23 protein-coding genes are annotated in these 24583 nt (G+C 69.3%); 7 read left to right on the top strand and 16 right to left on the bottom strand.

What is annotated here, in order from left to right:
• Complete coding sequence (locus E9536_RS05750) at positions 1-1038, top strand: LacI family DNA-binding transcriptional regulator (protein ID WP_136469468.1); 1038 nt, start codon at positions 1-3, stop codon at positions 1036-1038.
• Positions 1039-1135: 97 nt separating this feature from the next.
• Here the strand turns inward: E9536_RS05750 and E9536_RS05745 are convergent, their stop codons facing one another.
• The 13 genes from E9536_RS05745 to E9536_RS05680 all read right to left on the bottom strand — a co-directional run bounded on the left by E9536_RS05745 (position 1136) and on the right by E9536_RS05680 (position 15286).
• Positions 1136-1996 (bottom strand): carbohydrate ABC transporter permease, encoded by an 861-nt coding sequence (locus E9536_RS05745; RefSeq protein ID WP_136469467.1) that lies wholly within the window; start codon positions 1994-1996, stop codon positions 1136-1138.
• A complete protein-coding gene (locus tag E9536_RS05740) occupies positions 1993-2862 on the bottom strand; it encodes a sugar ABC transporter permease (RefSeq protein WP_060359831.1) in 870 nt (289 codons plus the stop codon). Before E9536_RS05740 ends, E9536_RS05745 begins: the two co-directional genes overlap by 4 nt.
• Positions 2863-2896: 34 nt before the next feature.
• Positions 2897-4135: an ABC transporter substrate-binding protein gene (locus E9536_RS05735; RefSeq protein ID WP_136469466.1), complete on the bottom strand. Its 1239-nt coding sequence runs from the start codon at positions 4133-4135 to the stop codon at positions 2897-2899.
• 195 nt (positions 4136-4330) lie between these two features.
• Positions 4331-5539, bottom strand: a complete 1209-nt coding sequence (locus tag E9536_RS05730; protein ID WP_136469465.1) for a porin — start codon at positions 5537-5539, stop codon at positions 4331-4333.
• A gap of 167 nt (positions 5540-5706) precedes the next feature.
• Positions 5707-6645, bottom strand: a complete 939-nt coding sequence (locus tag E9536_RS05725; RefSeq protein ID WP_021163645.1) for a helix-turn-helix domain-containing protein — start codon at positions 6643-6645, stop codon at positions 5707-5709.
• Between the two features lie 63 nt (positions 6646-6708).
• Entirely contained in the window at positions 6709-7296 is a 588-nt protein-coding gene (locus E9536_RS05720; protein ID WP_136469464.1) for a DUF3156 family protein, read from the bottom strand.
• Complete coding sequence (locus E9536_RS05715) at positions 7293-8795, bottom strand: APC family permease (protein WP_021163647.1); 1503 nt, start codon at positions 8793-8795, stop codon at positions 7293-7295. The genes E9536_RS05720 and E9536_RS05715 overlap by 4 nt, the downstream gene beginning before the upstream one ends.
• A 236-nt stretch (positions 8796-9031) precedes the next feature.
• Positions 9032-10372 (bottom strand): aspartate aminotransferase family protein, encoded by a 1341-nt coding sequence (locus E9536_RS05710; RefSeq protein WP_136469463.1) that lies wholly within the window; start codon positions 10370-10372, stop codon positions 9032-9034.
• Between the two features lie 70 nt (positions 10373-10442).
• On the bottom strand, positions 10443-11945 hold the full coding sequence (locus E9536_RS05705; RefSeq protein ID WP_136469462.1) for an aldehyde dehydrogenase family protein: 1503 nt from the start codon (positions 11943-11945) through the stop codon (positions 10443-10445).
• Between the two features lie 463 nt (positions 11946-12408).
• The gene (locus tag E9536_RS05695; RefSeq protein ID WP_059683979.1) at positions 12409-12606 is read right to left on the bottom strand and encodes a hypothetical protein; all 198 of its coding nucleotides are present in this window, start codon (positions 12604-12606) and stop codon (positions 12409-12411) included.
• Between the two features lie 160 nt (positions 12607-12766).
• Positions 12767-13438, bottom strand: a complete 672-nt coding sequence (locus E9536_RS05690) for a hypothetical protein (RefSeq protein ID WP_136469461.1) — start codon at positions 13436-13438, stop codon at positions 12767-12769.
• Between the two features lie 51 nt (positions 13439-13489).
• Positions 13490-14230: a LuxR C-terminal-related transcriptional regulator gene (locus E9536_RS05685; RefSeq protein WP_059683976.1), complete on the bottom strand. Its 741-nt coding sequence runs from the start codon at positions 14228-14230 to the stop codon at positions 13490-13492.
• Positions 14231-14404: 174 nt separating this feature from the next.
• Positions 14405-15286, bottom strand: a complete 882-nt coding sequence (locus E9536_RS05680) for a neutral zinc metallopeptidase (RefSeq protein ID WP_027789466.1) — start codon at positions 15284-15286, stop codon at positions 14405-14407.
• Between the two features lie 394 nt (positions 15287-15680).
• Between E9536_RS05680 and E9536_RS05675 the strand changes: the two genes are divergently transcribed.
• The 5 genes from E9536_RS05675 to E9536_RS05655 all read left to right on the top strand — a co-directional run bounded on the left by E9536_RS05675 (position 15681) and on the right by E9536_RS05655 (position 20661).
• On the top strand, positions 15681-16472 hold the full coding sequence (locus E9536_RS05675; RefSeq protein ID WP_060350044.1) for an SDR family oxidoreductase: 792 nt from the start codon (positions 15681-15683) through the stop codon (positions 16470-16472).
• Positions 16473-16662: 190 nt separating this feature from the next.
• Positions 16663-17721 (top strand): LysR family transcriptional regulator, encoded by a 1059-nt coding sequence (locus E9536_RS05670; protein ID WP_136469460.1) that lies wholly within the window; start codon positions 16663-16665, stop codon positions 17719-17721.
• A gap of 101 nt (positions 17722-17822) precedes the next feature.
• Positions 17823-18512: a DUF4286 family protein gene (locus E9536_RS05665; RefSeq protein ID WP_136469459.1), complete on the top strand. Its 690-nt coding sequence runs from the start codon at positions 17823-17825 to the stop codon at positions 18510-18512.
• Between the two features lie 78 nt (positions 18513-18590).
• Positions 18591-19910 carry an MFS transporter gene (locus tag E9536_RS05660; protein WP_027789470.1) on the top strand — a complete coding sequence of 440 codons (1320 nt, stop codon included), beginning with the start codon at positions 18591-18593 and terminating at the stop codon, positions 19908-19910.
• A 49-nt stretch (positions 19911-19959) separates the two neighbouring features.
• Positions 19960-20661, top strand: a complete 702-nt coding sequence (locus tag E9536_RS05655) for a DUF2848 domain-containing protein (RefSeq protein ID WP_136469458.1) — start codon at positions 19960-19962, stop codon at positions 20659-20661.
• Between the two features lie 49 nt (positions 20662-20710).
• Here the strand turns inward: E9536_RS05655 and E9536_RS41335 are convergent, their stop codons facing one another.
• From E9536_RS41335 to E9536_RS05645, 3 genes are all read right to left on the bottom strand, one after another.
• Positions 20711-20851 carry a hypothetical protein gene (locus tag E9536_RS41335; protein ID WP_166741967.1) on the bottom strand — a complete coding sequence of 47 codons (141 nt, stop codon included), beginning with the start codon at positions 20849-20851 and terminating at the stop codon, positions 20711-20713.
• A gap of 221 nt (positions 20852-21072) precedes the next feature.
• Positions 21073-22464: an RtcB family protein gene (locus E9536_RS05650; RefSeq protein ID WP_136469457.1), complete on the bottom strand. Its 1392-nt coding sequence runs from the start codon at positions 22462-22464 to the stop codon at positions 21073-21075.
• A gap of 132 nt (positions 22465-22596) precedes the next feature.
• The gene (locus tag E9536_RS05645; protein WP_136469456.1) at positions 22597-23580 is read right to left on the bottom strand and encodes an NAD-dependent epimerase/dehydratase family protein; all 984 of its coding nucleotides are present in this window, start codon (positions 23578-23580) and stop codon (positions 22597-22599) included.
• Positions 23581-23678: 98 nt separating this feature from the next.
• On the opposite strand from E9536_RS05645, the gene E9536_RS05640 reads away from it, so the two are divergent.
• Positions 23679-24581 (top strand): LysR family transcriptional regulator, encoded by a 903-nt coding sequence (locus E9536_RS05640; protein WP_059683961.1) that lies wholly within the window; start codon positions 23679-23681, stop codon positions 24579-24581.
• Positions 24582-24583 lie beyond the last annotated feature (2 nt).

Raw genomic sequence — 24583 nt, 5'->3', positions numbered from 1 at the left:
ATGAATGACAAGGAAAGAAAACCGTGGGTGACGGCGTCGGATGTCGCGGCGCGCGCCGGCGTCTCGCGCTCCGCGGTGTCGCGTGCATTCTCGCCGACGGCGAGCATCGCACCGCAAACCCGTGAGCGCGTGATGATCGCCGCGCGCGCGCTCGGCTACCAGGTCAACCTGATCGCGCGCGACATGATCACGCAGCGCAGCAGCATGATCGGCGTCGTGACGGCCGGGTTCGAGAATCCGTTTCGCGCGCGGCTGCTGTCGGACCTGATGGCCGCGCTCGGGCAGCGCGCGCTCACGCCGCTCGTGACCAATGCGGAAGACCCGCGCCAGGTCCGGCAATCGCTCGAACAGTTGCTCAGCTACCGGATCGCGGGCCTCGTGATGACGTCCGCGTCGCCGCCGCTGTCGGTGGCGCAGCAGTATCTCGAACACCGGATCCCGGTCGTGATGATCAACCGCGACGCGAATCTGCCGGGCGCGGATATCGTCGTGAGCGACAACGCGGCGGGCGCCGCGCATGCCGCGCGAATGCTCGCGCAGGCGGGCGCGCGCCGGGTTGCGTTCGTCGGGCCGCGCAACGCGAGCTACAGTGCGAACGCGCGTGCCGCTGCGTTCGTCGAAGCGCTGCGTCGTCACGGCGATACCGCTCGCGCTGCAAGCGTACGGATTCAAGACACGCCGTCCGACACATACGCATGCGGTGTCGAAGCGGCACGACATCTGCTGTCCGGCGACACCGTTCCGGACGGCGTGTTCTGCTCGTCCGACCTGCTCGCGTTGGGCTTGATCGACACCGCGCGCCAGCAGTTCGGGCTGCGCGTGCCGGAAGACTTGCGCGTCATCGGCTTCGACGACATTCCTGCCGCCGCATTCGACGGCTATGCGCTGACGACGCTCCGTCAGGATACGCAAGGCCTCGCGAACGCGGCCGTCGACATGCTCGCCGAGCGGATGCAGGCGTTCGCCGGCGCATCGCGCACGCGGGTCGTGCCGGTGACCTGCGTCGTTCGTCACAGCTGCGCCGGCCGTCCGGCGTAGCGACGTGCGATGCGCACGCGTGCGCCAACGGGTTGCATGAAAGGCGCGAGCGCGCAGCGGTGCCTGCCGCGCGGCGCACCGCCGCCCTGCATCGGCGTCACTTCAACCCGCCCGCGAATCCGCGCAGCAGGTAACGCTGCACATAGCCGGCCACGGCCAGCGTGGGCAGCGACGCCATCAGCCCGGCGCTCATCAGGTCGCCCCAGTCGATCCCGTTCTCCGTCACGTAGCCGGCAATCGCGAGCGGCAGCGTGAAGCGGCTCGGCGTCGACACGAACAGCAGCGCGATCAGGAATTCGTTCCAAGCGGCGATGAACACGAAGATCGCGGTCGCGATCAGGCCCGGCGCGCACAGCGGCAGCACGATCTGCAGGAGCCGTCGAGCCAGCCCCGCGCCGTCGATGCAGGCCGCTTCCTCGTATTCGATCGGCACGTCGCGCACGAACGCGAGCAGCATCCAGATCGCCATCGGCAGCGCATAGATCTGATATGCGAGCATCAGGCCGGGCGTCGAATCGAGCAGGTGCAGCCGTTTCGCGAGCGCGAACAGCGGCACCGCGATCGTGATCGGCGGCATCAGCTTCAACGCAAGCACGAGCATCAGGAACAGCAGGTCGAGCCGCGCCGGAAAGCGCAGCCGCACGAGCGCGTACGCGGCCGGAAACGCGAGCGCCAGCGCCAACAGCGTCGTGCCGAAGCCGACCAGCAATGAATTGAAGAGGGGCGCGCCGATGCCGTTGGACCATACCGATGCGAAATGCGCGAAGGTCGGCGCGGCCGGCCAGATCCGCATCGGATGATCGAGACGTTCGAGCGTCGGCATGAAGGCCGCGCCGGCCATCCACAGGCACGGCAGCAGCAACAGCGCGAGCGCGGCGATGCGCAACGCCCACGGCAGCGCGCGACCGAATGCGGCGCTCGTGCGTGCGCGCGAAATGCCTGCGGATTGCGCCGTCATGCGCGCCGCTTGCGAACCGTCTGCCATACATACCCCGAGACCAGCAGCGCGGACGCCGCGAGCATCAGCACCGACGCGGCGCTCGCCGGCCCGACGTTGAAGAAGCGGAAGCCCGTGTCGTAGATGTAGGTCGACAGCGTCTGCGTCGCGTTGCCGGGGCCGCCGCCCGTCAGCGCATAGACCTTGTCGAACAGCTTGAACGTGTCGATCGAGCGCAGCAGCAGCGCGAGGCCGATTTGAGGCGCCGCGAGCGGCAGCGTGATGTCGCGCAGGCACTGCCACTCGCTCGCGCCGTCGGTGCGCGCGGCTTCGTACAGTTCCTGCGGGATCGACTGCAACCCGGCCAGCACGATCAGGAAGGCCATCGGCGTCCACTGCCATACGTCGACGAGCGCGAGCGACCACAACGCGAGATGCGGATCGGACAGCCAGCGCACGCCTTCGACGCCGAACGCCGCGAGGAGCGCGTTCAGGAAGCCGTCGAAGTTGAGCCAGTTGCGCCAGATCGCCGAGCACACGAGCGTGGACAACATCATCGGCAGGATCGCGAGCGGCAGCGCGATGCGCCGCCCCGGAAACGCGCGCACGAACAGCAGCGCAAGGCCGAAACCCAGCGCGACTTCGGCGAGCGACGCGACGATCGTGAAGCGCAGCGTGTTGCCGAAGCCGGCCGTGAACGCGTCGTCACCAAGCACCGCGCGATAGTTCGCGAGCCCCGCGAACGCGCGGCGGCCGGCCGAGTAGTCGACGTGGCAGAACGAATCGATCAGCACCTGCGCGACCGGATACAGCGCGAGCGCGGCGAGCACCAGCAGCGCGGGCCCGAGCAGTGCGACGAACGGCAGGCTGCGGCCAAAGGCTTTCATGCGCGGGTTCCGGACGACATCGCGAGGTGCGCCGTCACTTGCCGGCCGCGGCCGTCGCCTGCGCGATCTTCTGCTGCGCCTGGCGCAGCGCGGCGTCGGGCGCGGCCTGCCCCGTCAGCGCGAGCTGCAGCTGGTCGCCGAGAATGCTCTCGACCTGCTGCCAGTCCTTCACGCGCGGCCGCGCACGGCCGGCCTCGAGCGCCTTCAGCTGATCCGGATACCAGCGATACTGGCGCACCAGCGCCGGATCGTTGAACACGCTGCGGCGGGTCGGCGGAATGCCGATGCCGGCGAGGCGCGTCTGCGTGTCGCGGTTGGTCAGGTATGCGAGGAAATCCTGCGCGAGCTTCGCGTGCGGCGCGTCCTTCGGAATGCCCATCTGCCAGATGCCGAGCATCGGCGCCGAGCCGGCAGTCTGCCCGGGCGGCGGCTGCAGCGCGATCTGCCCGACCACGCGCGACTGCTTCGGATCGTCGAGCGCCGGCACCCACGCAGGCCACACCTCGATCGACTGCGCGGCCGTGCCGCGCTGCAGCGCGTCGCGCACTTCCGCCGCACCGTAGACGTCGACGTCCTTCGGCGCGGACGCCTTCAGCGCGAGGAAGGTCTTCAGCGCTGCCTGCGCCTCGCGCGAATCGATCGTCACGTTGCCGGCACGGTCGAACACGTCGCCGCCGTATGCCCACAGGATCGGCAGGAAGCCTGTGACGACGGGATTGCCCTTGGTCCCGCGGAACACGACACCCGACACGCTCTTGTCCGCGCCGCCGACGGTCTGCGCGATCTTCAGCACGTCGTCCCAGTTGCGCGGCGGCTGCAGCTTGCATTTCGCGAGCAGGTCCTTGCGGTACGCGAACATCTCGACGTTGCCGACGATCGGCAGCGCATACAGCGCACCGGCCGCGTTGCGGCCGAGCGCGACGACGGACGGCACGAGATCGGCGTCGGCGAGCGATGCCGGCAGCGGCTTCAGCCAGCCGTTGCCGATGAATTCGGGCGCCCACGTGTCGTCCATCATCACGAGGTCGTACGCGCCGGTGCCTTCGCGCATCGACAGCTTGAGCTTCTGGTACAGGTTCGCGTTCGGCAGCTTGAGCAATTCGATCTCGGTGCCCGGGTGCAGCTTGTTGAAGCCGGCGACGGCGTCGGCCAGGCCCTTGCCGTAGATGTCGTCGCGGCCCGCGATGACGAGATCCGCCGCGAAGGCGTGCGAGGCGGCAAGGGACAGCGCAACGGCGGCGGACAGCGCGCGCAGGCGGCTCAGCAAGGTCATGAGGTCTCTCTCGTTCGGCGTGGTGGCGGGACGGCCAGGCGTTGCACACGTGTGCAACGCGGGCGACGCTTCTGGCCGCCTGAAGCGAACGCCATTGTTCACGCCGATCGTTACGAATTTATGGCACGCGGCGGGAACGGCCGCCGCCGTGCCCGGCTGCCCCGCCCCGCCTGCCGCTCCGTGCCTCCGCTCCGGTCAGAAATTCACGCGGATCCCGGCCATCACCGCCAGTTGCCGGCTCGAGTTGCTGTTCGCGAGCACCGGAATCTGCGCGTAGTTCACCGCGTTCCCGCTCGCGTCGGTGCCGAGCCCCGTCCCGCTCGCGATCTGGCCGATCGCGACCGCGTACAGCGCCGTGCGCTTCGACAGGCTGTAGTTCGTGCCGACATTCACCTGATGAAAGCGCGTCGTGCCGCGCCCGTCGGTATGGGCCGCGTTGAAGATGTACGCGATGCCGCCCTGCAGCGCCGGCGTGAACATGTACGTGGCGTTCAGTTCGCCGATGTCGAACGTGAACGCCTGCGTACGCGGCTGCGCGGCGGTCGAGAAGTAGCGGCTGTCACCGAGGCGCGTATGCGTGTAGGTGAGCGCGATCGTCGCCGCGCCGAACGTGACCGACCCGCCCGCACCGAACGCGCGCATCGAGCCGGCATCCTGCAGCAGGCAGTACATCGCGCCCGGGTTGCTGCACGCGAAATCGCCGATATAGCCGCTCGCGCCGCCGAGCGCCGCGTCGAGCGGCTGGTGCAGGTCGAGGTAGCCGACCGAGAACGCCACCGGCGCGCGCGTGTACGTCGCGGCCACCGCATAGCCGCGCTTCGCGGAGAAATCGCCGGCCTGCCCGCCGAAGCTGAACGTGCCGCCGAACGTGAAGCCGTTGAAATCGGCGCTGGTGAACTTCACCGCGTTGTTGAAGTTGAATGCAGCGTTCAGGTTGTCGACGTCGCCGAGGTGCGAGCCGTACGGCGTCGCCCAGTTGTTGCTCGATACGTACGCGCCGAGCATGTCCGTGTACGAGTCGTATTGGCGGCCGAGGCCGAGCGTGCCGATCCCGTCCTGGCGCAGCCCGACCCACGCCTGCCGGCTGAACGCCGTGCCGCCCTGCAGCGCCTGCCCGTTCGCGGACAGGAACTGCTGCTCGAGCGTGAACACCGCGTCGAGCCCGCCGCCGAGCGGCTCGGCCCCCTGGAAACCGAAGCGCGACGGCACGAGGTTGCCGCCGCCCATCTGCCACGCATGGCCGCCGCCCGTGCTGCCGTCGGCGCGCGTGAACTGCTGGTTCGTCGAGTAGATGATGCCGGTGTCCACGGTGCCGTACAGCGTCACGCTGCCGGAGGTCTGCGCGTGTGCGTGCATGCACCCGAGCGTGGCCGCGGCCGCGGCCAGTCGTCTTCCGATTCTCATGTCCCGCCCCTCTGTTGTCATCGATACGCAGTGCAGATCGATGGGGTTGTCGATATGGGTGACAGGACTCTATCCAGCGAAAATTCAGGACCTCTATCGCAAATCGGCAAACCGTGGCGCGCATGGCCCGCGACGTTGCCCGGCGGCGGCGTCGCGGTGCGCGTGCGTCATTCGGGACGCGTCGTCTGGGAAGGCAGCTCGCCGAACAGGTCGCGATACTCGCGCGCGAAATAACCGAGGTGCGTGAACCCCCAGCTCGCGGCGGCCTCGCCGACGCCGAGCTGCTGCACGGATGTCGTGCGCAGCATGCGGCGCACCGCGTTCAGCCGGATCGTGCGCAGATAGCCGACCGGCGTGACGTCGGCCACGCGTTGAAAGCTCGTCTGCAGCGTGCGGCGGCTGCAGCGCAGCGCGCGGCACAGTTCGAGCACGGTGACGGGTTCCTCGGGGCGGTCGCGCAGATGCTTCTCGCAACGGCTCACGATGTCGCTGTAGGTGGCGTGCGTGATGTCGCGGCGCTCGACGCCGATGCCCTGCTCGAGCGCGTCGAGGAACATGCCGAGCATCGCGTCGCGAAACATCTTGCGGGTGGCCGCGTATTCGAGGTGGCCGGGGTTGCGCTGCGCATCGTCGATCAACGACGACAGCCGCACGCCGAGCGCGACGCCCTGCTCGTCGGACAGCCGCGTCACGTGGCGCAGCTTGCGCGCGCCGGATGCACCGAATTCGGCTTCGCACAGCTCGTCGACCATGTCGGACGCCGCGCTGATCCCGACGAGCCCCATCCCTTCCGGCGTATGGAATTCGAAATCCTCGCCGGCGCGCAGCGCGAGCAGCGCATAGCCGTCGACGGGCTGGCCCTGGAACGTGCCCGCGAGCGGCACCGACAGCGGCACCGCGAGCGACGTGCGCCCGGCCGGCGCGAGCCCGGTTTGCGCGACGCGCCGGTTGGTCGTCTCGCGGAAGAAGTGAAAATCGTCGTACAGCACCTGCGTGACGGTGCCCTTGAAGCGGCCCGGCGTCATCTGGCGGTAGACCTGATGCCAGCCCGCGATCGCGAGCCCGTGATCGTGCACGTCTTCGTGTGAGCGTGACTGGAACAGCATCGGCATCTCCGGTAAAACCCCTAAACGCGGCCGCCGGGTTCCCCCGGCGCGCAACGCCACAGCTTACCCGTGCAAAATCCTGCGTAGTGCGGTTTCGAACGCAAGACAGGCCGCCGACAGCGCGGCGGCCTGCTCGCCCGTCAGGCGGACGTAGCGGCGGAACGACGGCATCCGGTTCACGACCTCGCTGCCGCCGAACGGCACGATCGCGAGCGTCCAGCGGCCGTCGCGCGCGTCGATCGCGCAGTCGGTCAGGTGCAGCGGCCGCAGCGCGTCGGCCAGCGACGGCTCGGCGACCAGCGCGGCCACCGTGTCGACGAATCCGGGGTCGCATCCCGGCTCGGCCACCGCGTCGATGCCCGTGCGGCGCAGCCAGCCGGTCTGCGTCACCCGCGCGCGGCCCCGCACGGCCGGGCCGCACGCGGTTGCCGCCACCCTCACGCTGACCGTATGCATCAGGAATTGGCGATCGACACGCTCGTCGATGCCCACGCGCACGCCGTTCGGCAATCGGGCCGTCAAACTGCCGCCCCCGTCGGCATCGCGCGCGGCGCCCAGATCGGCGAGCACGCGCGCGGCGATCGCGCCGGGCCGATGGCCGGGCGGCGGCGCATCGGGCGCCGCGCGCCAGCGGGCGAGCACAGCCTTCACGACGCGACGTGCTCGTTGCGCAGCACTTCTTCCACCGGCACCGGCTTGAACGGATGACGGCGCTGCACGACGAGCGTCCAGAACAGCGCGTACAGCGCGGTGAGCCCGAGCATCGCGCCGAACGGCACGTAGATGTCGCGCGCGTTCATGCCCGGCGGCGTGATGTACCAGATCGCGAGCACGATGCCGACGCTCGACACGATCTGCGGCAGCGGGAACAGCGGCGAACGGTACGGGCGCGGCAGGTCCGGGCGGCGAATCCGCAGCATCACGACCGACGCGGTGACGAGCAGGTACGCGGTGCCCCATGCGCAGGTCGCCGCGAGCACGAGGTGCAGGATGCTGTCGAGATTGCCGTTGATCAGCCACGCGTGGAAGATCGGCACGATCGCCGCCGCGACGATGCCGACCACCGGCGTCTTGAAGCGCGGATGCAGGTACGCGAAGCAGCGCGGCAGCGCGCCGTCGATCGCCATCCCGTACAGGATGCGCGGCAGCCCGGCCATCAGCGTGTTGATCGTCGCGGCGCCCGCGCACAGGAACGCGATGCCGAACCAGATGCGGCCGAAGGGCCCAAGCACCTGCAGCGCGAACGCGGGAATCGCGCCCGGCGTGTCGAGCAGGTGCGTGAGGCCGTCGGGGCTCACGGGCACGTTCGCGACCTGGCGGCGGATCGCCGCGCCGTACAGGAACATGCAGATCGCGACGCCGACGAGGCCGAGCGCCATCGCGCGCGGAATCGTCTTGCCCGGCGCCTTCATTTCCGGCGCGAGCGGCGTGACGAACTCGCAGCCGACGAACATGAACATCGCCATCCCGACGAGCGACAGCACGGCCGGCACCGACGTGCCGACTTCCGAGCCGCCGAACCAGCCGTCGAGATGCACGGCCGGCGCGGCCGCGAGGCCGAGGATGCCGAAGATCATCAGCGACAGCCACATGCCGGCCGTCAGCACGATCTCGAGCTTGCTGAACACCTTGATGCCGATGATGTTGGTGATCGCGAACGTGACCACGAGGCCGACGCCGACGAGCCACGAGCTGTTGTGCTTCTCGAACGCGGCATTCAGCGATTCGAAATTGACGAGCGCCATGATGCCGCTCAGGATCGTTTCCGCCGTGCCGGCGAACACGTGCACGAGGAAATACGCGGAGATCGTGCCGGTGATCGCCCAGAAGCGGCCGAGCCCGCACGACAGGTAATCGTAAACCGAGCCGGCCGTCGGCAGCATCGCGGCGGCTTCCGAGAACGTGGTCGCCTGCGCCTGCATCATCACGAACGCGATGATCATCGCGACCGCGAACGCCCAGCCGCCCATCCCGAAGCCCGACGTCGCGGTGAGGATCACCGGGCTTGCCATGATGAGGCCGACGGCGCTCGCCAGCGCGGTCGGAAAGCCGACCGCACCCGCCTTCAGCGCCGTGCCGCCGCCTGCCTCGGCCGGCGTGCCGGCGGGCGCGCCGCCCGCGGCGCCGGTAATACCTGACCATCCCGACATCTTCGTCTCCTTCCTGAACGGGCCCGAACCTGCGCTCCGGCAGCTATCGGGGCCCCATGCTTTGCGGTCGGCCCGGGGCGGCGCTTCAGCGCTTCGATTCCCGGGCCCCCTGTCGATCACACCTTGATCCGATGTCGAAAAAATACGCAGGCAAAATAATCCGGTCATAGCGCAAATCGGCAAACCGGCGGCGGCCGCGCTGCCCGCCGCCGGCGTGCCGTCACGCGATCACGCCGTTACGCGAACGGCACGGCCTCGAAGCCCGCCGCGAGCGCGTCGATGATCCGGTCGAGCTGCTCGCGCTGGATCACGAGCGGCGGCGACAGGATGATCTTCGTGCCGACCGGACGCACCAGCACGCCGTTCTCGCGCGCGACTTCCGCGACCGCGTTCGCGTAGCCGGACAGCGGGTCGATCGGCTCGCGCGTGTCCTTGTTCGCGACGAGGTCGAGCGCGAGCATCAGCCCCTTGCCGCGCACCTCGCCGACCGCCGCGAAGCGTTCCGCGAACGGCTGCAGCGCTTCGAGCAGATATGCGCCCTGCTTCGCCGCATTCGCCGGCAGGTCTTCCTTCACGACGATGTCGAGGCTCGCGATCGCGGCCGCGCATGCGACCGGGTGGCCCGCATACGTGTAGCCGTGCATGATCGCGCCGCCGAAATCGGCGTTCGCGGCGAACGCGTCCTCGATCCGCGCGTTCACGACCGTCGCGCCGAGCGGCACGTAGCCCGACGAGATCCCCTTCGCGAGACACATGATGTCCGGGCGCACGCCCCAGCCGCGGCTGCCGAACATGCTGCCGCTGCGGCCGAAGCCCGTCACCACTTCATCGGCGATCAGCAGGACGCCGTAACGGTCGCACACCTCGCGCACGAGCGGCCAGTAGTTGGCCGGCGGCACGATCACGCCGCCCGCGCCCTGGATCGGCTCCGCGATGAATGCGGCCACCGTGTCCGGGCTCTGGAACTGGATCTCGCGCTCCAGCATTTCCGCGCAGATCCGGCCGAGTTCTTCGGGGTCCTGCGTGAACGGGTTGCGGTACAGCCATGGCGTCTCGACGTGGAAGCAGCCCGGCAGGTTCGGCTCGTAGTTGCGGCGAAACACCGTGTTGCCGTTCACCGACGCGCCGCCGAAGTGCGTGCCGTGATAACCCTGCTTCAGCGAGATGAACTTCGTGCGGTCGGCCTGGCCGCGCACCTTCCAGTACTGGCGCGCGATCTTCAGCGCGGTCTCGATCGAATCGGAGCCGCCCGAGCTGTACAGCACGCGGCGCATCCCTTCCGGTTCGAGCAGGTCGATCACCTTCTTCGACAGCTCTTCCGCGCGCGGATGCGAGATCCCGTCGAACAGCTGGAAGTATTCGAGCTCGTCGAGCTGGCGCACGATCGCGTCCTTCACTTCCTGGCGGTTGTGGCCGACGTTCACGTTCCACAGGCCCGCGACGCCGTCGACGAGCTTGCGCCCCTGTTCGTCGAACACGTAGCAGCCGTCGCCGCGCACGATGCGGATCGGCTTGCGCTGCTTCATCTCGTTCGGGTGCAGCATCGGGTGCCAGAATTTTGCTTCGTTGTAGCTCATTGCAGTCTCCACGGTCGGATCGTTTGAACCTGGGTCGTCCGGGTTCAGGGTTCGAGGTTGATGCCGCGCGTCAGTGCGCGATGCAGACGGATTTGGTTTCGGTGAAGCCTTCGATCGCGTACTGGCCGAACTCCCGGCCGATGCCCGATTGCTTGTAGCCGCCGAACGGCATCGACGGATCGAGCGGGATATGGCAGTTCACCCAGACGGTGCCGGCCTCGATCTGCGGCACGAGGTTCATCACGCGCTTCAGGTCGTTGCTCCAGATGCTCGCGGCGAGGCCGTACGGCGACGCGTTCGCGAGACGCACCGCGTCGGCCGCGTCGTCGAACGGCACGACGACGATCACCGGGCCGAACACTTCGTCGCGCACGATCGCGCTGTCCGGATGCGGATCGGCGATCACGGCCGGCTTCACGTAGTAGCCGGGCAGGTCGTCGGCCGGCGTGCCGCCCGCGAGGAACGTCAGGCCCGCGCGGCGCGCGCCCTCGATGTGCTGGACGACCTTGTCGCGATGGTGCGCGGAGACCAGCGGGTTGATCTGCGCGGTCGTGTCGAGTCCCGCGCCGAGCTTCATCGACTGTGCGACGCCTGCGAGGCCGTCGGCAAGCTGCGCGAACTTGCTGCGGTGCACATAGATGCGCGACGCGGCCGCGCACACCTGCCCCTGGTTGAAGAACGCGCCGGCGGCGACGCCGTCGAGCGCCTGCGCGATGTCGATGTCGTCGAGCATCACGATCGGGTTCTTGCCGCCGAGCTCGAGCGAGAAGCGCGTCATGTTCTGCACCGCCGCCGCGCCGACCAGCTTGCCGGTCGCGGTCGAGCCCGTGAACGAGATCTTCGCGATCGACGGGTGGCTCGCGAGCGCGGCGCCGCACACGCGGCCGCCGGTGACGACGTTGAACACGCCGGGCGGCACGCCGGCTTCGCGTGCGAGCTCGGCCAGGCGCAGCGCGGTGAGCGGCGTTTCCGGCGACGGCTTCAGCACGATCGTGCAGCCGGCCGCGAGCGCGGGGATCAGCTTCCACACCGCGATCATCAGCGGGAAATTCCAAGGCACGATCGCGGCGACCACGCCGACCGGCTCCTTGCGCGTATAGGCCGTATAACGCGCGCCGGGCGGAAACGGGATCGACACATCGAGCGTCTGGCCGGTGATCTTGGTCGCCCAGCCGGCCATGTAGCGCACGTATTCGACGCTCGCGCCGACCTCGATCGCGCGCGACACGTGAATCGACTTGCCCTGGTTCAGCGTTTCGAGCTGCGCGAGCGTTTCGGCGTCGGCCTCGATCAGGTCGGCGAGTTTCAGCAGGATGCGTTCGCGGTCGGCCGGGCGCAGGCCGCTCCACATGCGGGTGTCGAACGCGTGCTTCGCGCTGGCGACCGCGCGGTCGACGTCGCGTTCGTCGGCGTCCGCGACCGTCGCGAGCCGCTCGCCCGTCGCGGGGTCGTACACGTCGAGTCGCGCGGCCGCGTGGGCGGGCTGCATTTCGCCGTCGATGAAGAGGCCGAAATCGCGCGCAACGAAAGTGCGCACGGTGTCGCTGACGGCGACGAAGGTCGTGGTGCTCATGGGCGTCTCGAGGATTGTCGTGGCTGGACCGCGTGCGTGAGAGGCACGCGGGCGTCGGATCACTGTATCGACGAGGGTTCACGCCCGGTGAGCGCAAATTGGCAGCGCGTGGGCGCTGAGGGTGGCGGGTTCGAACCCCGCGGTGGCGGGTCGAGTGTCGAGACGGGAAGCCGGCTCGGTATCGCACGGGCAGACCGGCCGGCCTACTCGACCGGCGCGGGCATGCCCGCGCCGGTACCGGGCTAGGGCCTGTTCACGCTAATAACGGGCTTGCGAACGTGCCTTTCCGCTCGCAGTGCAAGAAGTGAGGAGCGCCGTTTGGCCGTGCCAAACGCCCCGAAGGAAGTCCCCTTGGGGGACAAGCGACGAACGACGCCGCAATGCGGGCGGAAAGGCGCGCTCCCCTGTTCGTGAAAATTCATTCGTGGGGCCGGCCACCAGAAGGGCCGATCGCCGCGTCATGCTAGTTTCTGAAGCCGTGCCCCATCGACGCAAGGAAGTCGTACGCTTGGTAATCCAGCCAGTAGATGCCGAGCGCCAGCGGAATCAGGAAGTACAGCGAATCGTATATCCCGCTTCTCACGGTCCTGATGATGAAAATCGGCAGTGCAACGCTCAAGGCGGCGACCACAAGCGCAACTGCAATGATCGTGACGTCCATGTACCCGGCCCCTGGTTGTTATTGAAACGACGATCGCGCATGGTACTGCACGACGGCGGAAATCCTCGAGCAGAACGATTGCGGCGTCGAGCCAACCGGTTCGGTACGGTTCGACCGATCAGGCTTGCGAGGTGGATGCTTGACAGAGGCGTGCGGCCGGTCAGCCGCTGACATCCAGGCAGCCTGCAGGACCGACCAGTTCGTTTTCCGTGGCATTGCCCGACGTGAACAGGCAAAAATTCGTGCCGATTTCACTCCCGAATTCCATCAGGAAGTCCAGTCGGCCGTCGCGGTCGAGGTCGCCCGCCCAGATCAGGGTTACGCGAAACGGCGGCGGGTCGCCGCCGAAATCATGCAGGACCGACCGCTTGCCCCCGCCTTCGGCAATCACCGCGCCGGATACGGTGTAGCTCAACGCGTACCGGTGGCCGTGAAACGCGAAACGCAGCGGTTCGGGGCCGGGCTCGATCACCCTTCCACCGTTCGGGAACGCCAGGTTCACCGCGTCGACCCGGCCCTGCCTGAGCGATGTGCAACGCAACAGCGCAACGGCATGTTTCACGTCGGGCGTGACGTCGACGACAATGCCATCCGGTTGCACCGGTTCGAGCCGGATGCGTGCCGGCGCGAGCTTCCAGCGATTGCCGTCCGGCGCCAGTGCGAGCCATCCGTCGCCGAGTTCAGTCCCAGCGTCGCCGACGTCATCGGCCAGCATCCGGAGCGGTTGCAGTACGGCGCACGAATCGGGTTCGCTCTCTTGCGCGAACGCAGTCGAGGCCGCGGAAACACCCAGCAACACGAGCAGCCCAGCCAGCAGCGCCTTGATATTCATGAATCGGCAATCGCGAAAGGTTTGAATTCCGGACCGCAATTATCCGATGAATTACAGGAATAGCGCGCCCACCAGTTCCGTGCGGTTCGACACGCCGAGCTTGCGGTACATGCGCATCAGGTGCGTCTTGACGGTCGGCTGGCCGAGCGCGAGATCGCGCGCGATCTCCTTGTTCGAGCGGCCATCGCGCACGAGGCGCGCGATCTGCTCCTCGCGATAGGTCAGCCGCTCCTCGCAGCCGATCCGGTGGATCCCGCGCCGCGCGCGCAGCAGCGGGCTCAGCGCGGCTTCGGCAACCGGCTGCAGCCGCGCGAGCGCATCGATCTCGCCGGGTGCGAACCGCCCGGCCGTGGCGTTGCCGGCCGCGCTGCCGCGCGCGTCGCCGGCCCCGAAGCGCAATAGCGAGAACGCGCCGACCGTCCGGCCCGCGTCGCGCAGCCAGATCTCGACGACGTCGGCCACGTCGTGGCGCCGCAGGAAACGGGTCCAGTACGCGGACGCGTCGCGTCTTTCGTCAGGCAATTGCGACGCGAGCGTGACGACCGCTCGGTCGCCCGCCGCGCAGCGCGACGGATGCAGCGGATCGAGCATCCGGTAGCGTGCGACATAGGTGCGATGCATCGATTCCGGCATCCCGAACAGCTCGAAATCGGCCGGCTCGCCGCTCTGGTCGAGCCGGTAGAACACGATCGCGGACGGGCTCGCGAACGCGTCGAACGCATCCACGCACGCGCGCAGCGCGCGTGGCCAGTCGTCGGAGGCCGGATCGGCGGGAACAGTTGGGAGCGGCATGGTGGAATCGGCTGGCGGCGCGAACGTATCGAAAATCGAAGTTCGGGCCAGCCTATCGGCGCCGAAAAGCGCCGGTGAGCACAAATCGGCAAATCGTCCCGGTTTGGCGGCGGTGACTGGTGTGGCTGGTGCAGCCGGGACGACACAGGCGCGCGACGACGCGCGCGCCGCGTGTCAGCGCGCGTTCGACGCGAACGTGTCGCAGGCGCTCAGCTCGCCCGATTCCATCCCGCGCCGCAGCCAGTACACGCGCTGGTCGCTGGTGCCGTGCGTGAAGCTCTCCGGCACGACGTAACCCTGCCCTTGCTGCTGCAGCCGGTCGTCGCCGATCGCGGCGGCCGCCTTCAGCCCCTGCTCGAAATCGCCGGGTTCCATCAGCCGCTGGTTCGCGCGCTGCGCATTGTTCGCCCATACGCCGGCAAAGCAGTCGGCCTGCAGCTCCATCCGTACCGACAGCGCGTTCGAGTGCGCCTGGCTCGCCCGCCGGCGCGCGGCGTCGACCTTGTCGGAAATGCCGAGCAGGTTCTGCACGTGATGGCCGACTTCGTGCGCGACCACGTAAGCCTGCGCGAAATCGCCGCCCGCGCCGAAACGCCGGCGCAGCTCGTCGTAGAAACCGAGATCGATATACACCTTGCGGTCGGCCGGGCAATAGAACGGCCCCATCGCCGTCTGGCCCGTGCCGCAGGCTGTCGGGGTCGAGTTCGTGAACATCACGAGCGTCGGCGGCTGGTATTGCGCATGCAGCTGGGTATTGAACACGCCCGTCCACGTGCGCTCGATATTGCCGAGCACCTTGCGCGTGAACACCGCGCCCGGATCGTTCGCCGGCACGCCCTGCCGCTGCGTGGGCGCGGGCTGCGCCTGCTGCTGGCGGCCCTGCAGCGCCGATGCGCCTTCGAGCACCACGCGCGGGTCGATCCCGAAGAAATACGACGCGGCGAACGCGATCACGATCGTGCCGATGCCGATCGTCGCGCCCCGCCCGCCGCCGAACCCGCCGGCACCACGGCGATCCTCGACGTTCGTGCTTTCCCTTTCGTCGTCCAGCCTCATTGCCGGCCCTCCCTGTTCCTGTCGATGGCCGGCGCGCGGGCGCGCAACCGGGCGATATGTTGTGTGGTTGCGGCACGATCGTTCGGCAGAGGCAGCGCCTGCGTGCCGGGATCGCCAGCCCGCCGCTCCGCTCGAACGACGGAATCGGCCGGCCGATGCGCCGCGCGTCGATACGCGGCTCGCCCGCGCTATTCTGCCGGGCTTTCGTGACTTATCGCAAAAATGTGGAGGATAGTGCGATTCGGCGCCGGACATCGTCAGCCTTTGCAAAATGGCCTGCGCCCGCCTCCGGTCGCCCGCTCCGGATGCCGCCCGCGTTCATCCCTTCGGCTGATACCGGCGCTCGCCGGCCCCGCCTAAAGTGACCGGAAACCACCCCTTTCCGGAGCACGACATGACACACCCGCCCCCCCGCACGATCGCGATCACAGGCGCCGGCACCGGCATCGGCGCCGCATGCGCGCGCCGCTTCGCACGCGGCGGCGACCGCGTCGTGCTGATCGGCCGGCGTCAGGCGCCGCTCGACGCGCTGGCCGCCGAAACGGGCGGCCTCGCGCTTGCCGGCGATGCCGCGAGCGCCACCGACTGGGCCCGCTTCCTGCCGCACATCGCCGAACGCGTCGGCCGCGTCGACGCGCTCGTCGCATGCGCGGGCGGCCACGGGCTCGGCCGCGCGGACGAAACCGACGACGCGCAGTGGCGCGACGCGATGCACGCGAACCTCGACACCGCGTTCGTGAGCGCGCGCGCGTGCCTGCCCGACCTGATCGCGCAGCGCGGCAGCATCGTGCTGGTCGCGTCGATCGCCGCGCTCGCGGCCGGGCCCGGCGTGTGCGGCTACACGGTCGGCAAGCATGCGCTGCTCGGGCTCGCGCGGTCGCTCGCGCGCGACTACGGGCCGCACGGCGTGCGGGCGAACGCGGTGTGCCCCGGCTGGGTCCGCACGCCGATGGCCGATGCGGAGATGGAACCGCTGATGTCGGCGCACGGCGACACGCTCGACGGCGCGTATGCGCGCGTCAGCGCCGACGTGCCGCTGCGCCGCGCGGCCGCCCCGGACGAGATCGCGGCCGTGTGCGCGTTCCTCGCGTCGCCGGACGCGTCGTTCGTGACCGGTGCGACGCTCGTCGCGGACGGTGGCGCGATGGTCGTCGACGTGCCGACGCTCGCATTCGACACGCTCTGATGCGCGCGGGCGCCCCGCCCGCGTCACCCTTCGTTGCACCAGGCGCGTCGTGCGTGCCCGCCGGCACGCCGCCGCCCGTCCGCCCCCGCGACGCACACCGCGCCGCCCGCTCGTTTCCCGGCACCGAAAATCCGCTACCATCGACCGGTCCCGCCGCCCCGCCCGGCACCGCCTCACGTTTCGGACTTCGATGAACATCCGGTTTCTTGAAACCTTCGTCTGGCTCGCGAAGCTGGAAAATTTCCGGCTCACGGCCGAAAAACTCCACACGACGCAGGCCGCCGTGTCGAGCCGCATCGCGTCGCTCGAGGAAGCGTTCGACGTGCGCCTGTTCGACCGCAACACGCGCTCGGCCACGCTCACGCCCGCCGGGCGCCGCATGCTCGCGTACGCGGAGCGGATCGTGCGGCTCGACGGCGAAATGCGGCGCGACATCGACGCGGCGAGCGACGCGGGCCTGATCCGGATCGGCGTGATCGAATCGATCGTGCACAGCTGGTTTCCCGCGCTGATGGCGCAACTGCGCGAGCGCTATCCGCGCCTCGACGTCGAGATCACGAGCGACACGACGCTGCACCTGATCCGCCTGCTCAGCACCGACGGCGTCGACCTGATCCTGCAGACCGACCCGGTGCCGGGCCCCGACTTCACGAACCTGCCGCTCTGCGAATTCCCGGTGCGCTGGGCGGCCAGCCCGCGCCTCGGGCTCGGCGGCCAGCCGCTCGACGTCGCGCGCCTGGCCGAATTCCCGATCATCAGCTTCTCGCGCCACTCCGGGCCGCACGCGACGATCGAACGGCTGTTCGCGGCCGTCGAGCGGCCGGCCAGCATCAACTGCATCACGTCGGTCGCCGCGATGATCCGCCTCGTCGCCGACGGCTTCGGCGTGGCCGCGTTGCCGCCCGCGATCATCGGGCGCGAGCTGCACGAAGGTGCGCTGGAGCTGCTCGACGTCGAACCCGAATTCCCCGCGCTGCCGCTCGTCGCGTCGTACCGCAGCCAGGGCCTGCCGGTGGCCGCGCGTATCGCGGAACTGGCCAGCGAAGTCGCGCGCGCAATGCCGGCCGCCGCAAGCCACGCCAAGCCGGCGACGGCGACACCGACACCGCCCACGGCCGATCGCGCGGACACCACACCCGCCCGCTCCGCGACGAAGTCAAAAGCCAGGACACCGGCGAAAGCGAAACGCACGACGTCATCCGCACCGCCCGCCACATCCCCCGCCAAACGCCGCCCGCGCCGCTCATAAGAAAACCTGTTCACCGCGAATTTGTTTTCTTGTTGGACGGGCACGGCCCGTCTTCGGGACACTGCGGTTCCTGACACGCCCCCCGTCACGAGGAACCCGCAATGACCCGCTTTCCCCTTCCGCACGGCCAGCTTTGCGTCTGGACGGATATCGACCCCGCGCACGAAGCCGATTTCAACGCGTGGTACGACCGCGAGCACATGCAGGAACGTGTCGCGATTCCGGGCTTCACGCATGCGCGGCGCTTTCGCGCGACCGATCGCGGCCCGCGCAAGTACCTCGCGCTGTACGTGACGGACGCGCTCGACGTGTTCCACGGCGACGCGTACCGGCGCGCGTTCACGCAGCAGACCGCATGGTCGCTCGCGAACTTCGAGCGCATGACGGGCACGCAGCGGCGCGTCGGCGAACTGACGATCGAGGCCGGCGACGGCGAAGGCGCGCATCTCGCGCTGTTCGTGCTGCCGCCGGATCGCATCGACGTGCCGCACCTGCGCGAACGCTTCGACGACGCGCTGCACGAACCGGGCATCCACGCCGCACGGCTCTTTCGCACCGCGCCCGACCTGTCCGCGCCGATCGGCGCCGATGCGGCCGCCCGCCCGGCGGCCGACGCGCTCGTGCTGATCGAAGGCAGCGATGCGGCCGCGACGCGCCGCGTGGCCGCCACGCTCGCCGGGCACGACGACGTGCGCACCTTCGCGCTGCTGTGGCGCGCCGCCGCGCCGCTGCATGCGGCACGCGGCGACGTCGAAACCGACCCTGCTGCCGCCGCCGCGCTGCCGGCCTGATCGCCCGCGCCGACCGCATCGCATGCGCGCGGCACGCCCGCGCATCGGCCCGGCGCTCCATCCCGTTCCCCTCACGACATGCCCGACACCATGAGCACTCTCGCCCAGCCCGCCGCACACGCGCCCCGCCGCGTCCGCAACAGCCGACTCGCGACCGCGAGCATGATCGGCACGTCACTCGAGTGGTACGACTTCACGATCTACAACACGCTCGCCGCGCTCGTATTCAACCACCTGTTCTTCCCTTCGGTCGATCCGCTCGCCGGCACGATCCTCGCGTTCTCGACCTATGCGGTCGGCTACGTGTCGCGCCCGCTCGGCGGCTTCGTGTTCGGCAATCTCGGCGACCGCATCGGCCGCCGCGCGGTGCTGATGCTCACGCTCGTGCTGATGGGCGTGACGACCGCGCTGATGGGGGCGCTGCCGACTTATGCTCAGGCCGGCATCCTGAGCCCGATCCTGCTCGTCGCGCTGCGCTTCGTGCAGGGCGTCGCGCTCGGCGGCGAATGGGCCGGCGCGGTGCTGCTGTCGGTCGAGCACGGCGACCAGAAGCGGCGCGGATTGTCCGCATCGTGGACGCAGATCGGCCCGTCGTTCGGCACGCTGCTCGGCACCGGCTGCATCGCGCTCGTGACGCTGTCGACCACGTCGGGGGACTTCCTGTCGTGGGGCTGGCGCGTGCCGTTCGCGGCCAGCGCGCTGCTCGTCGTGTTCGGTTTCTGGCTGCGCCGCGGCGTCGACGAAACGCCGCAGTTCGAACAGCTCGCCGAATCGCACGCGACCGCCGAGGTGCCGGTCGCGGACGTGCTGAAGTACCACTGGAAGCGCCTGCTGATCGCCGGCGGTTCGCGAATCGGTTCGGACGTGCTGTATGCGCTGATCGTCGTGTTCACGCTGACCTACGTGACGACCGTGCTGCACCTGTCGCGCCCCGTCGCCCTGACGGCCGTGATGATCGGCACGGCCTGCAACGCACTCGCGGTGCCGTTCTTCGGCGCGCTGTCGGATCGCTTCGGCCGCCGGCCCGTCTATCTCGCCGGCGCGCTCGCCGGGATCGTGTGGGCGTTCGTGTTCTTCGCGATGCTCGATTCGGCGCGCCCGGGCGCAATCGTCGCGGCCGTCGCGATCGGCCTCGTGATCCACGCGGTGATGTATGGCCCGCAGGGCGCGTTCGTGACCGAGCAGTTCCCGACCCGCGTGCGCTATGCGGGCTCGTCGCTCGCGTACACGCTCGCCGGCATCGTCGGCGGCGGCTTCGCGCCGCTCGTGATCGCCACGCTGTTCCGGCAGACCGGCACGACGACGGCCGTATCGCTGTACGTCGCCGCCGCGCTCGTCGTCACGTCGATCGCGCTCCTCGTCGCGCGCGAAACCGCGCACCGGCCGCTCGCGGATTGAGCATCGCCGCGAGTCGCTTCATCCCTTCGGACTTCAAACGGAAACCCGCATGCAAACCCTGTCGTTCAACGTGATTTCCCGGCACCCCGCACCGGCCACCGTCGACGTCGAGATCGAGCGCGTCGTGATCGCCGGCTGGGCCGGCCGCGATCCGGCGGCGATCCGCGCGCATATCGACGAACTCGCGGCGCTCGGCGTTGCGCCGCCGTCGACCACGCCCTGCTTCTATCGCGTGTCGGCCGCGCTGCTCACGCAGGCGCCGTCGATCGGCGTGCTCGGCGCGCGCTCGGGCGGCGAGATCGAATGCGTGCTGGTCGACAGCCCGGCCGGCACGCTCGTGACCGTCGGCTCCGACCATACGGATCGCGAAGTCGAAGCCTACGGCGTCGCGGTGTCGAAGCAGGTGTGCGCGAAACCGCTCGGTCGCGACGCGTGGCTTTATGCGGATGTTGCCGATCACTGGGATGCAATCGAGATGCGTGCGTGGCTGATCCTGCGCGACGGCGAGCGCACGGCCTACCAGCACGGCGCGGTCAGCGGCCTGCTCGCGCCCGACGTGCTGTGGCATCGCTTCGACGACCGCCGCACGATGCCCGCGCGCTGCGCGATGTATGGCGGCACGGTCGCCGTGCATGGCGCGATCGCGGCGATGGGCGACGGCGATGCGTTCGAAATGGAACTGCACGATCCGGTGCTCGGGCGCAGCCTTCGGCACCGTTATGCGGTGGAGGTGCTGCCGGTCGTCGCGTGACGGGCCGGCACACGGGCACGACGGCGCTCCGTCGCCGCGCCCGTCTCTGCTAGTACGGCTGAAAGCAGTGATAGTCCGGGAAGTTGACCTGCGAGTTGTCGCAATACAGCACACCCACCAGGTTCGTGCACCCGCTCAACGCGAACATGATTGCCCCCGCAACCGACACTTTCCATCCGAAATGCAGCATTGCGCCCCCGGTTTCGCTTTATCGACGTTGCGGCCATGATGCTCACCGGACGCGCCCGGGTATGTGGAGAATTGTTGTCCCGCGGGTTCGTCGGTTCACCGGGACGCTTTCCCGTGCTCATACCCACGCCCGGGCAAAGCCCGCGGCCCGGGAAAGCGGACGACGTATCGCCGGCCCCGGCGCAAGCCGCGGCGGCGGCCGGCGCAAGCCGCCGCCGCCCGTCATGCCTTGAACGTGACCCACGGCTTCAACCGGACCGCGCTGCGAATGAGGCCGGCCTGCTCCTGCGCGTCGATCACGGGCCCGATCGGCTTGTAGGCTTCCGGCGCTTCCTCGATGCGGCGCTCGTCGCGCAGCGTCACACAGCGCCACGTGCCCGGCGCCTGCTCCGCGCGCATCCGCCGCACCGCCTGCCGGCGCACGCTGCGGCCGGCGCCGTGGCTGCACGACCACAGCCAGTCCGGATGGCCGAGCCCGGTCGCGAGAAACGACGCATCGCCCATCGATCCGGGAATCAGCGCGAGATCGCCGTCGCGGGCGGGGGTCGCCCCCTTGCGATGGATGTTCATCCCGTTTTCGCTCAGCACGACGTTGTGCGGCACGTCGACCACGAGTGCCGAGCGGGTCTCGCCGGTGAGCTCCGCCAGTTCCTTGCGAACCATCTCGGCAAGCACGACACGGTTGAGCCACGCATAACGCGCGGCGGTGCCCATCGCGACGAGATAGTCGCGCGCCAGCTCGCCGGAAAGGCCGTACAGGCCGCTTTCCGGATGCCTGACGCCCGCCGGCCATGCCGCGCGCGCCCGGTCCATCCAGCGTCGCCCGACGTAGAAGCCGACATCGCGCGAACCGCTGTGGATCATCACGACGACGTCGTCCTTCGCGAGTCCCGCCCGGTAGGCCGCATGCCGGTCGAACACGGCGTCGACCACCTGCAGTTCGACGAAATGATTGCCCGAGCCCGGGGTGCCGAGGCAAGGGTCGCGGAATACCTCGCGCGACCCGACGTGCGCGTCGGGCGCGTATTTCGCGCTGCCGTCGAACCGGTCGAGGCCGATGCACGACGACAGTTCGTCGATGAGCCGGTCGCGGTCGACGTGCGCCCAGAGCCCCTGCGGCGCGACACGATCGACGAATGCCGCCGGGCCCGCGTCGAACAGCGCGCGGAAGGCATCGCTGCCGACCGGCACGTCGCGCCGGTCCGCGAGAATCGCGCGCGTCAGCCGCTCGACGAGCGCCGTCTCGAACGGCGCGAGCGCCGAGCGCTTGAGGCCCGTGGTAACGAGACGCATCCCGCAGTTGATATCGGTGCCGATCGCGGCGGGAATCACGAACGCGTCGTCGGTCGCGACGATCGAGCCGACGGGCGCGACCCCGCCCGGATGAAAGTCCGGCGTCGCGCAGGCCTTGCATACGCGCTGATGGCCATCCGGCGAACGGACGGCCGCGAACGCAAGCAACTGCTGGACGGCCTTCTCCTCGAGCGGGAGCGAAGCGGGCAACAGGACGGACGCCTGCGCCAGTTCATTGCGCAGGTGATAGATGCCGGCGTGATGGTCGACACGGATGCCTTGCCGCTGCAAGGCCTTTTTTAAGCGAGGAAAGGTAGACATCGCTGCTGAAAATGAAAAAGGTACGACGCGACCTCCGGCATTCCGGCGGTCGTGGGTACCTTCCTGCAGCAGCGTCGAGGAAGGGAGCGCGGATCATAGCAGAACGCGATTGCGTTCGCGCGCCCCCGTTGCTCACTCGAGACACCCGAGCCCCGCCAGCGTCGCCTCGATCGCGGTATCGAGCGGCGTGACCGGCTCGCGGCCGAGCACCGCGGTCACCCGCGTGTTGTCTAGCCGGATCGGCTCGCGCCACAGGTAGCGCATCTCGAGCAATTCGCGCAGCGTCGTGACGAACGGCGCCGCGACCCACACGAACCACCACGGGAACTTGCGCATCGTCGGACGCAGCCCGTGCCGCTGCGCGACGCGGCGCACGGCCTCCGCCATCTGCGTGCCGTCCGCGTCCCAGTGCCCGCCGAGGTGAAAGCGCGCGAACGGTTCGAGCGTGTCGCGCCGCTCGATCAGCTCGACCATCGTGCGCGCGGCATCCGGTACATACGACCACTGATGCCCGACGCCGTCCCGCCCCGGCACGCTGATGGCCGCAACCGGCTGCCCGGCCTTGACGAGCCCCGCTGCAAACCAGCTGTTGCCGGTGAGCTTCGGCCCGAAGAAATCGCCTGCGCGCACGATGATCGTGCGAACGCCATGCGCGGCCGCATCCTGCAGCCGGCGCTCCAGCTCGACGCGGATCGCGCCCTTGCGCGTCGACGGGTGCTGCGGCGCATCTTCGTGCAGCACCGGAAACGCGTCGGCGCCGTAGTTGTACACCGTGCCCGGCAGCACGACGGTAGCCTGCTCCGCCCGCGCCGCCGCGATCGTGTTGTCGATCATCGGCAGCACCTGCCCGGCCCAGTTCCGGTAGCCGGGCGGATTCACCGCGTGCACGATCACGCTGCACCCGCGCGCGGCCCGGACGACCGCGTCGCGGTCCATCGCGTCGCCGCGCATCCATGCGATGCCGTCGCGCTCCACGGCCTCGGCGTCGAGCCCGCGCTTCAGCGCGCGCACCTGCCAGCCCGCATCGCGCAGCTGCCGCGCGACTTCCCCGCCAATCCCGCCGCTTGCGCCGAGCACGAGTGCCTGCCGTTGCGTCCCGCCTGCGTGGTTCGTCATTGCCGCTCTCCTTGAATGAACCGTCATGACACGCATTCTGGCGCGCCGGAGGCTATCAAGGAATTGCCGAACACAATGGATCAGCTATACATTTATGCATGACCACCGATCTGAACTGGGAACGCTACCGCACCTTCCTGGCCGTGCTGACGGAAGGCTCGCTGTCCGGCGCGGCGCGGGCGCTCGGCATCACGCAGCCGACGGCCGGCCGCCACGTCGCGGCACTCGAGGCCGCGTTCGGCCAGACGCTGTTCACGCGCTCGCCGTCCGGCCTGCTGCCGACCGAGGCGGCGCTCGCGCTGCGCGGCCATGCGGAGGCGCTGCGCAGCGCGGCCGCCGCGTTCGAGCGGGCGGCCGCGAGCCACGGCGCCGGCGTGCGCGGCATCGTGCGGATCTCGGCCAGCGACGTGATCGCCGTCGAAGTGCTCCCGCCGGTTCTCGCGCAATTGCGGCGCAACCATCCCGGGCTCGTCATCGAGCTGGTGCCGACCGACCGCATCCAGGACGTGCTCAAGCGCGAGGCCGACATCGCGGTCCGGATGGCGCCGCCCGCGCAGGAGGCGCTCGTGGCGCGGCGCATCGGCGAAATCGATGTCGCGCTGTATGCGCGCGACGACTACCTGGCGCGCAACGGGGCGCCCGCGACGATCGACGAACTCGCGCATCACGCGCTGATCGGCTTCGACACGGTCACGCCGTTCATCCGCTCGGCGGGCCGCGGCATGCCGATGTGGAAGCGCGACGCGTTCTCGCTGCGCACCGACAGCAACCTGGCGCAGCTCGCGATGATCCGCGCCGGCTACGGGATCGGCTTCTGCCAGACCGGGCTCGCGAAACGGGACGCGCGGCTCGTGCGCGTGCTGCCGGACGGGCCCGCGATGCAGCTGGAAACCTGGGTCGTGATGCACGAGGACCTGCGCACGAGCCCGCGCTGCCGCGCGGTGTTCGATGCGCTGGCCGACGGGCTGCGTGCGTACGTGAACGGCGAACCGGTCGAATAGGC

Origin of the sequence: Burkholderia sp. LS-044 (assembly GCF_004803625.1) — a bacterium.
Taxonomy (GTDB): Bacteria; Pseudomonadota; Gammaproteobacteria; order Burkholderiales; family Burkholderiaceae; genus Burkholderia; species Burkholderia cepacia.
Note: the sequence above shows the minus strand (reverse complement) of the source record. Positions and strands in the feature narration are given on the sequence as shown.

Coding starts and splice junctions, on each gene's coding strand:
- E9536_RS05750 (WP_136469468.1), top strand. CDS start 1: ATGAATGACAAGGAAAGAAAACCGTGGGTGACGGCGTCGGATGTCGCG.
- E9536_RS05745 (WP_136469467.1), bottom strand. CDS start 1,996: ATGACGGCGCAATCCGCAGGCATTTCGCGCGCACGCACGAGCGCCGCA.
- E9536_RS05740 (WP_060359831.1), bottom strand. CDS start 2,862: ATGAAAGCCTTTGGCCGCAGCCTGCCGTTCGTCGCACTGCTCGGGCCC.
- E9536_RS05735 (WP_136469466.1), bottom strand. CDS start 4,135: ATGACCTTGCTGAGCCGCCTGCGCGCGCTGTCCGCCGCCGTTGCGCTG.
- E9536_RS05730 (WP_136469465.1), bottom strand. CDS start 5,539: ATGAGAATCGGAAGACGACTGGCCGCGGCCGCGGCCACGCTCGGGTGC.
- E9536_RS05725 (WP_021163645.1), bottom strand. CDS start 6,645: ATGCTGTTCCAGTCACGCTCACACGAAGACGTGCACGATCACGGGCTC.
- E9536_RS05715 (WP_021163647.1), bottom strand. CDS start 8,795: ATGTCGGGATGGTCAGGTATTACCGGCGCCGCGGGCGGCGCGCCCGCC.
- E9536_RS05710 (WP_136469463.1), bottom strand. CDS start 10,372: ATGAGCTACAACGAAGCAAAATTCTGGCACCCGATGCTGCACCCGAAC.
- E9536_RS05705 (WP_136469462.1), bottom strand. CDS start 11,945: ATGAGCACCACGACCTTCGTCGCCGTCAGCGACACCGTGCGCACTTTC.
- E9536_RS05695 (WP_059683979.1), bottom strand. CDS start 12,606: ATGGACGTCACGATCATTGCAGTTGCGCTTGTGGTCGCCGCCTTGAGC.
- E9536_RS05690 (WP_136469461.1), bottom strand. CDS start 13,438: ATGAATATCAAGGCGCTGCTGGCTGGGCTGCTCGTGTTGCTGGGTGTT.
- E9536_RS05685 (WP_059683976.1), bottom strand. CDS start 14,230: ATGCCGCTCCCAACTGTTCCCGCCGATCCGGCCTCCGACGACTGGCCA.
- E9536_RS05680 (WP_027789466.1), bottom strand. CDS start 15,286: ATGAGGCTGGACGACGAAAGGGAAAGCACGAACGTCGAGGATCGCCGT.
- E9536_RS05675 (WP_060350044.1), top strand. CDS start 15,681: ATGACACACCCGCCCCCCCGCACGATCGCGATCACAGGCGCCGGCACC.
- E9536_RS05670 (WP_136469460.1), top strand. CDS start 16,663: ATGAACATCCGGTTTCTTGAAACCTTCGTCTGGCTCGCGAAGCTGGAA.
- E9536_RS05665 (WP_136469459.1), top strand. CDS start 17,823: ATGACCCGCTTTCCCCTTCCGCACGGCCAGCTTTGCGTCTGGACGGAT.
- E9536_RS05660 (WP_027789470.1), top strand. CDS start 18,591: ATGCCCGACACCATGAGCACTCTCGCCCAGCCCGCCGCACACGCGCCC.
- E9536_RS05655 (WP_136469458.1), top strand. CDS start 19,960: ATGCAAACCCTGTCGTTCAACGTGATTTCCCGGCACCCCGCACCGGCC.
- E9536_RS41335 (WP_166741967.1), bottom strand. CDS start 20,851: ATGCTGCATTTCGGATGGAAAGTGTCGGTTGCGGGGGCAATCATGTTC.
- E9536_RS05650 (WP_136469457.1), bottom strand. CDS start 22,464: ATGTCTACCTTTCCTCGCTTAAAAAAGGCCTTGCAGCGGCAAGGCATC.
- E9536_RS05645 (WP_136469456.1), bottom strand. CDS start 23,580: ATGACGAACCACGCAGGCGGGACGCAACGGCAGGCACTCGTGCTCGGC.
- E9536_RS05640 (WP_059683961.1), top strand. CDS start 23,679: ATGACCACCGATCTGAACTGGGAACGCTACCGCACCTTCCTGGCCGTG.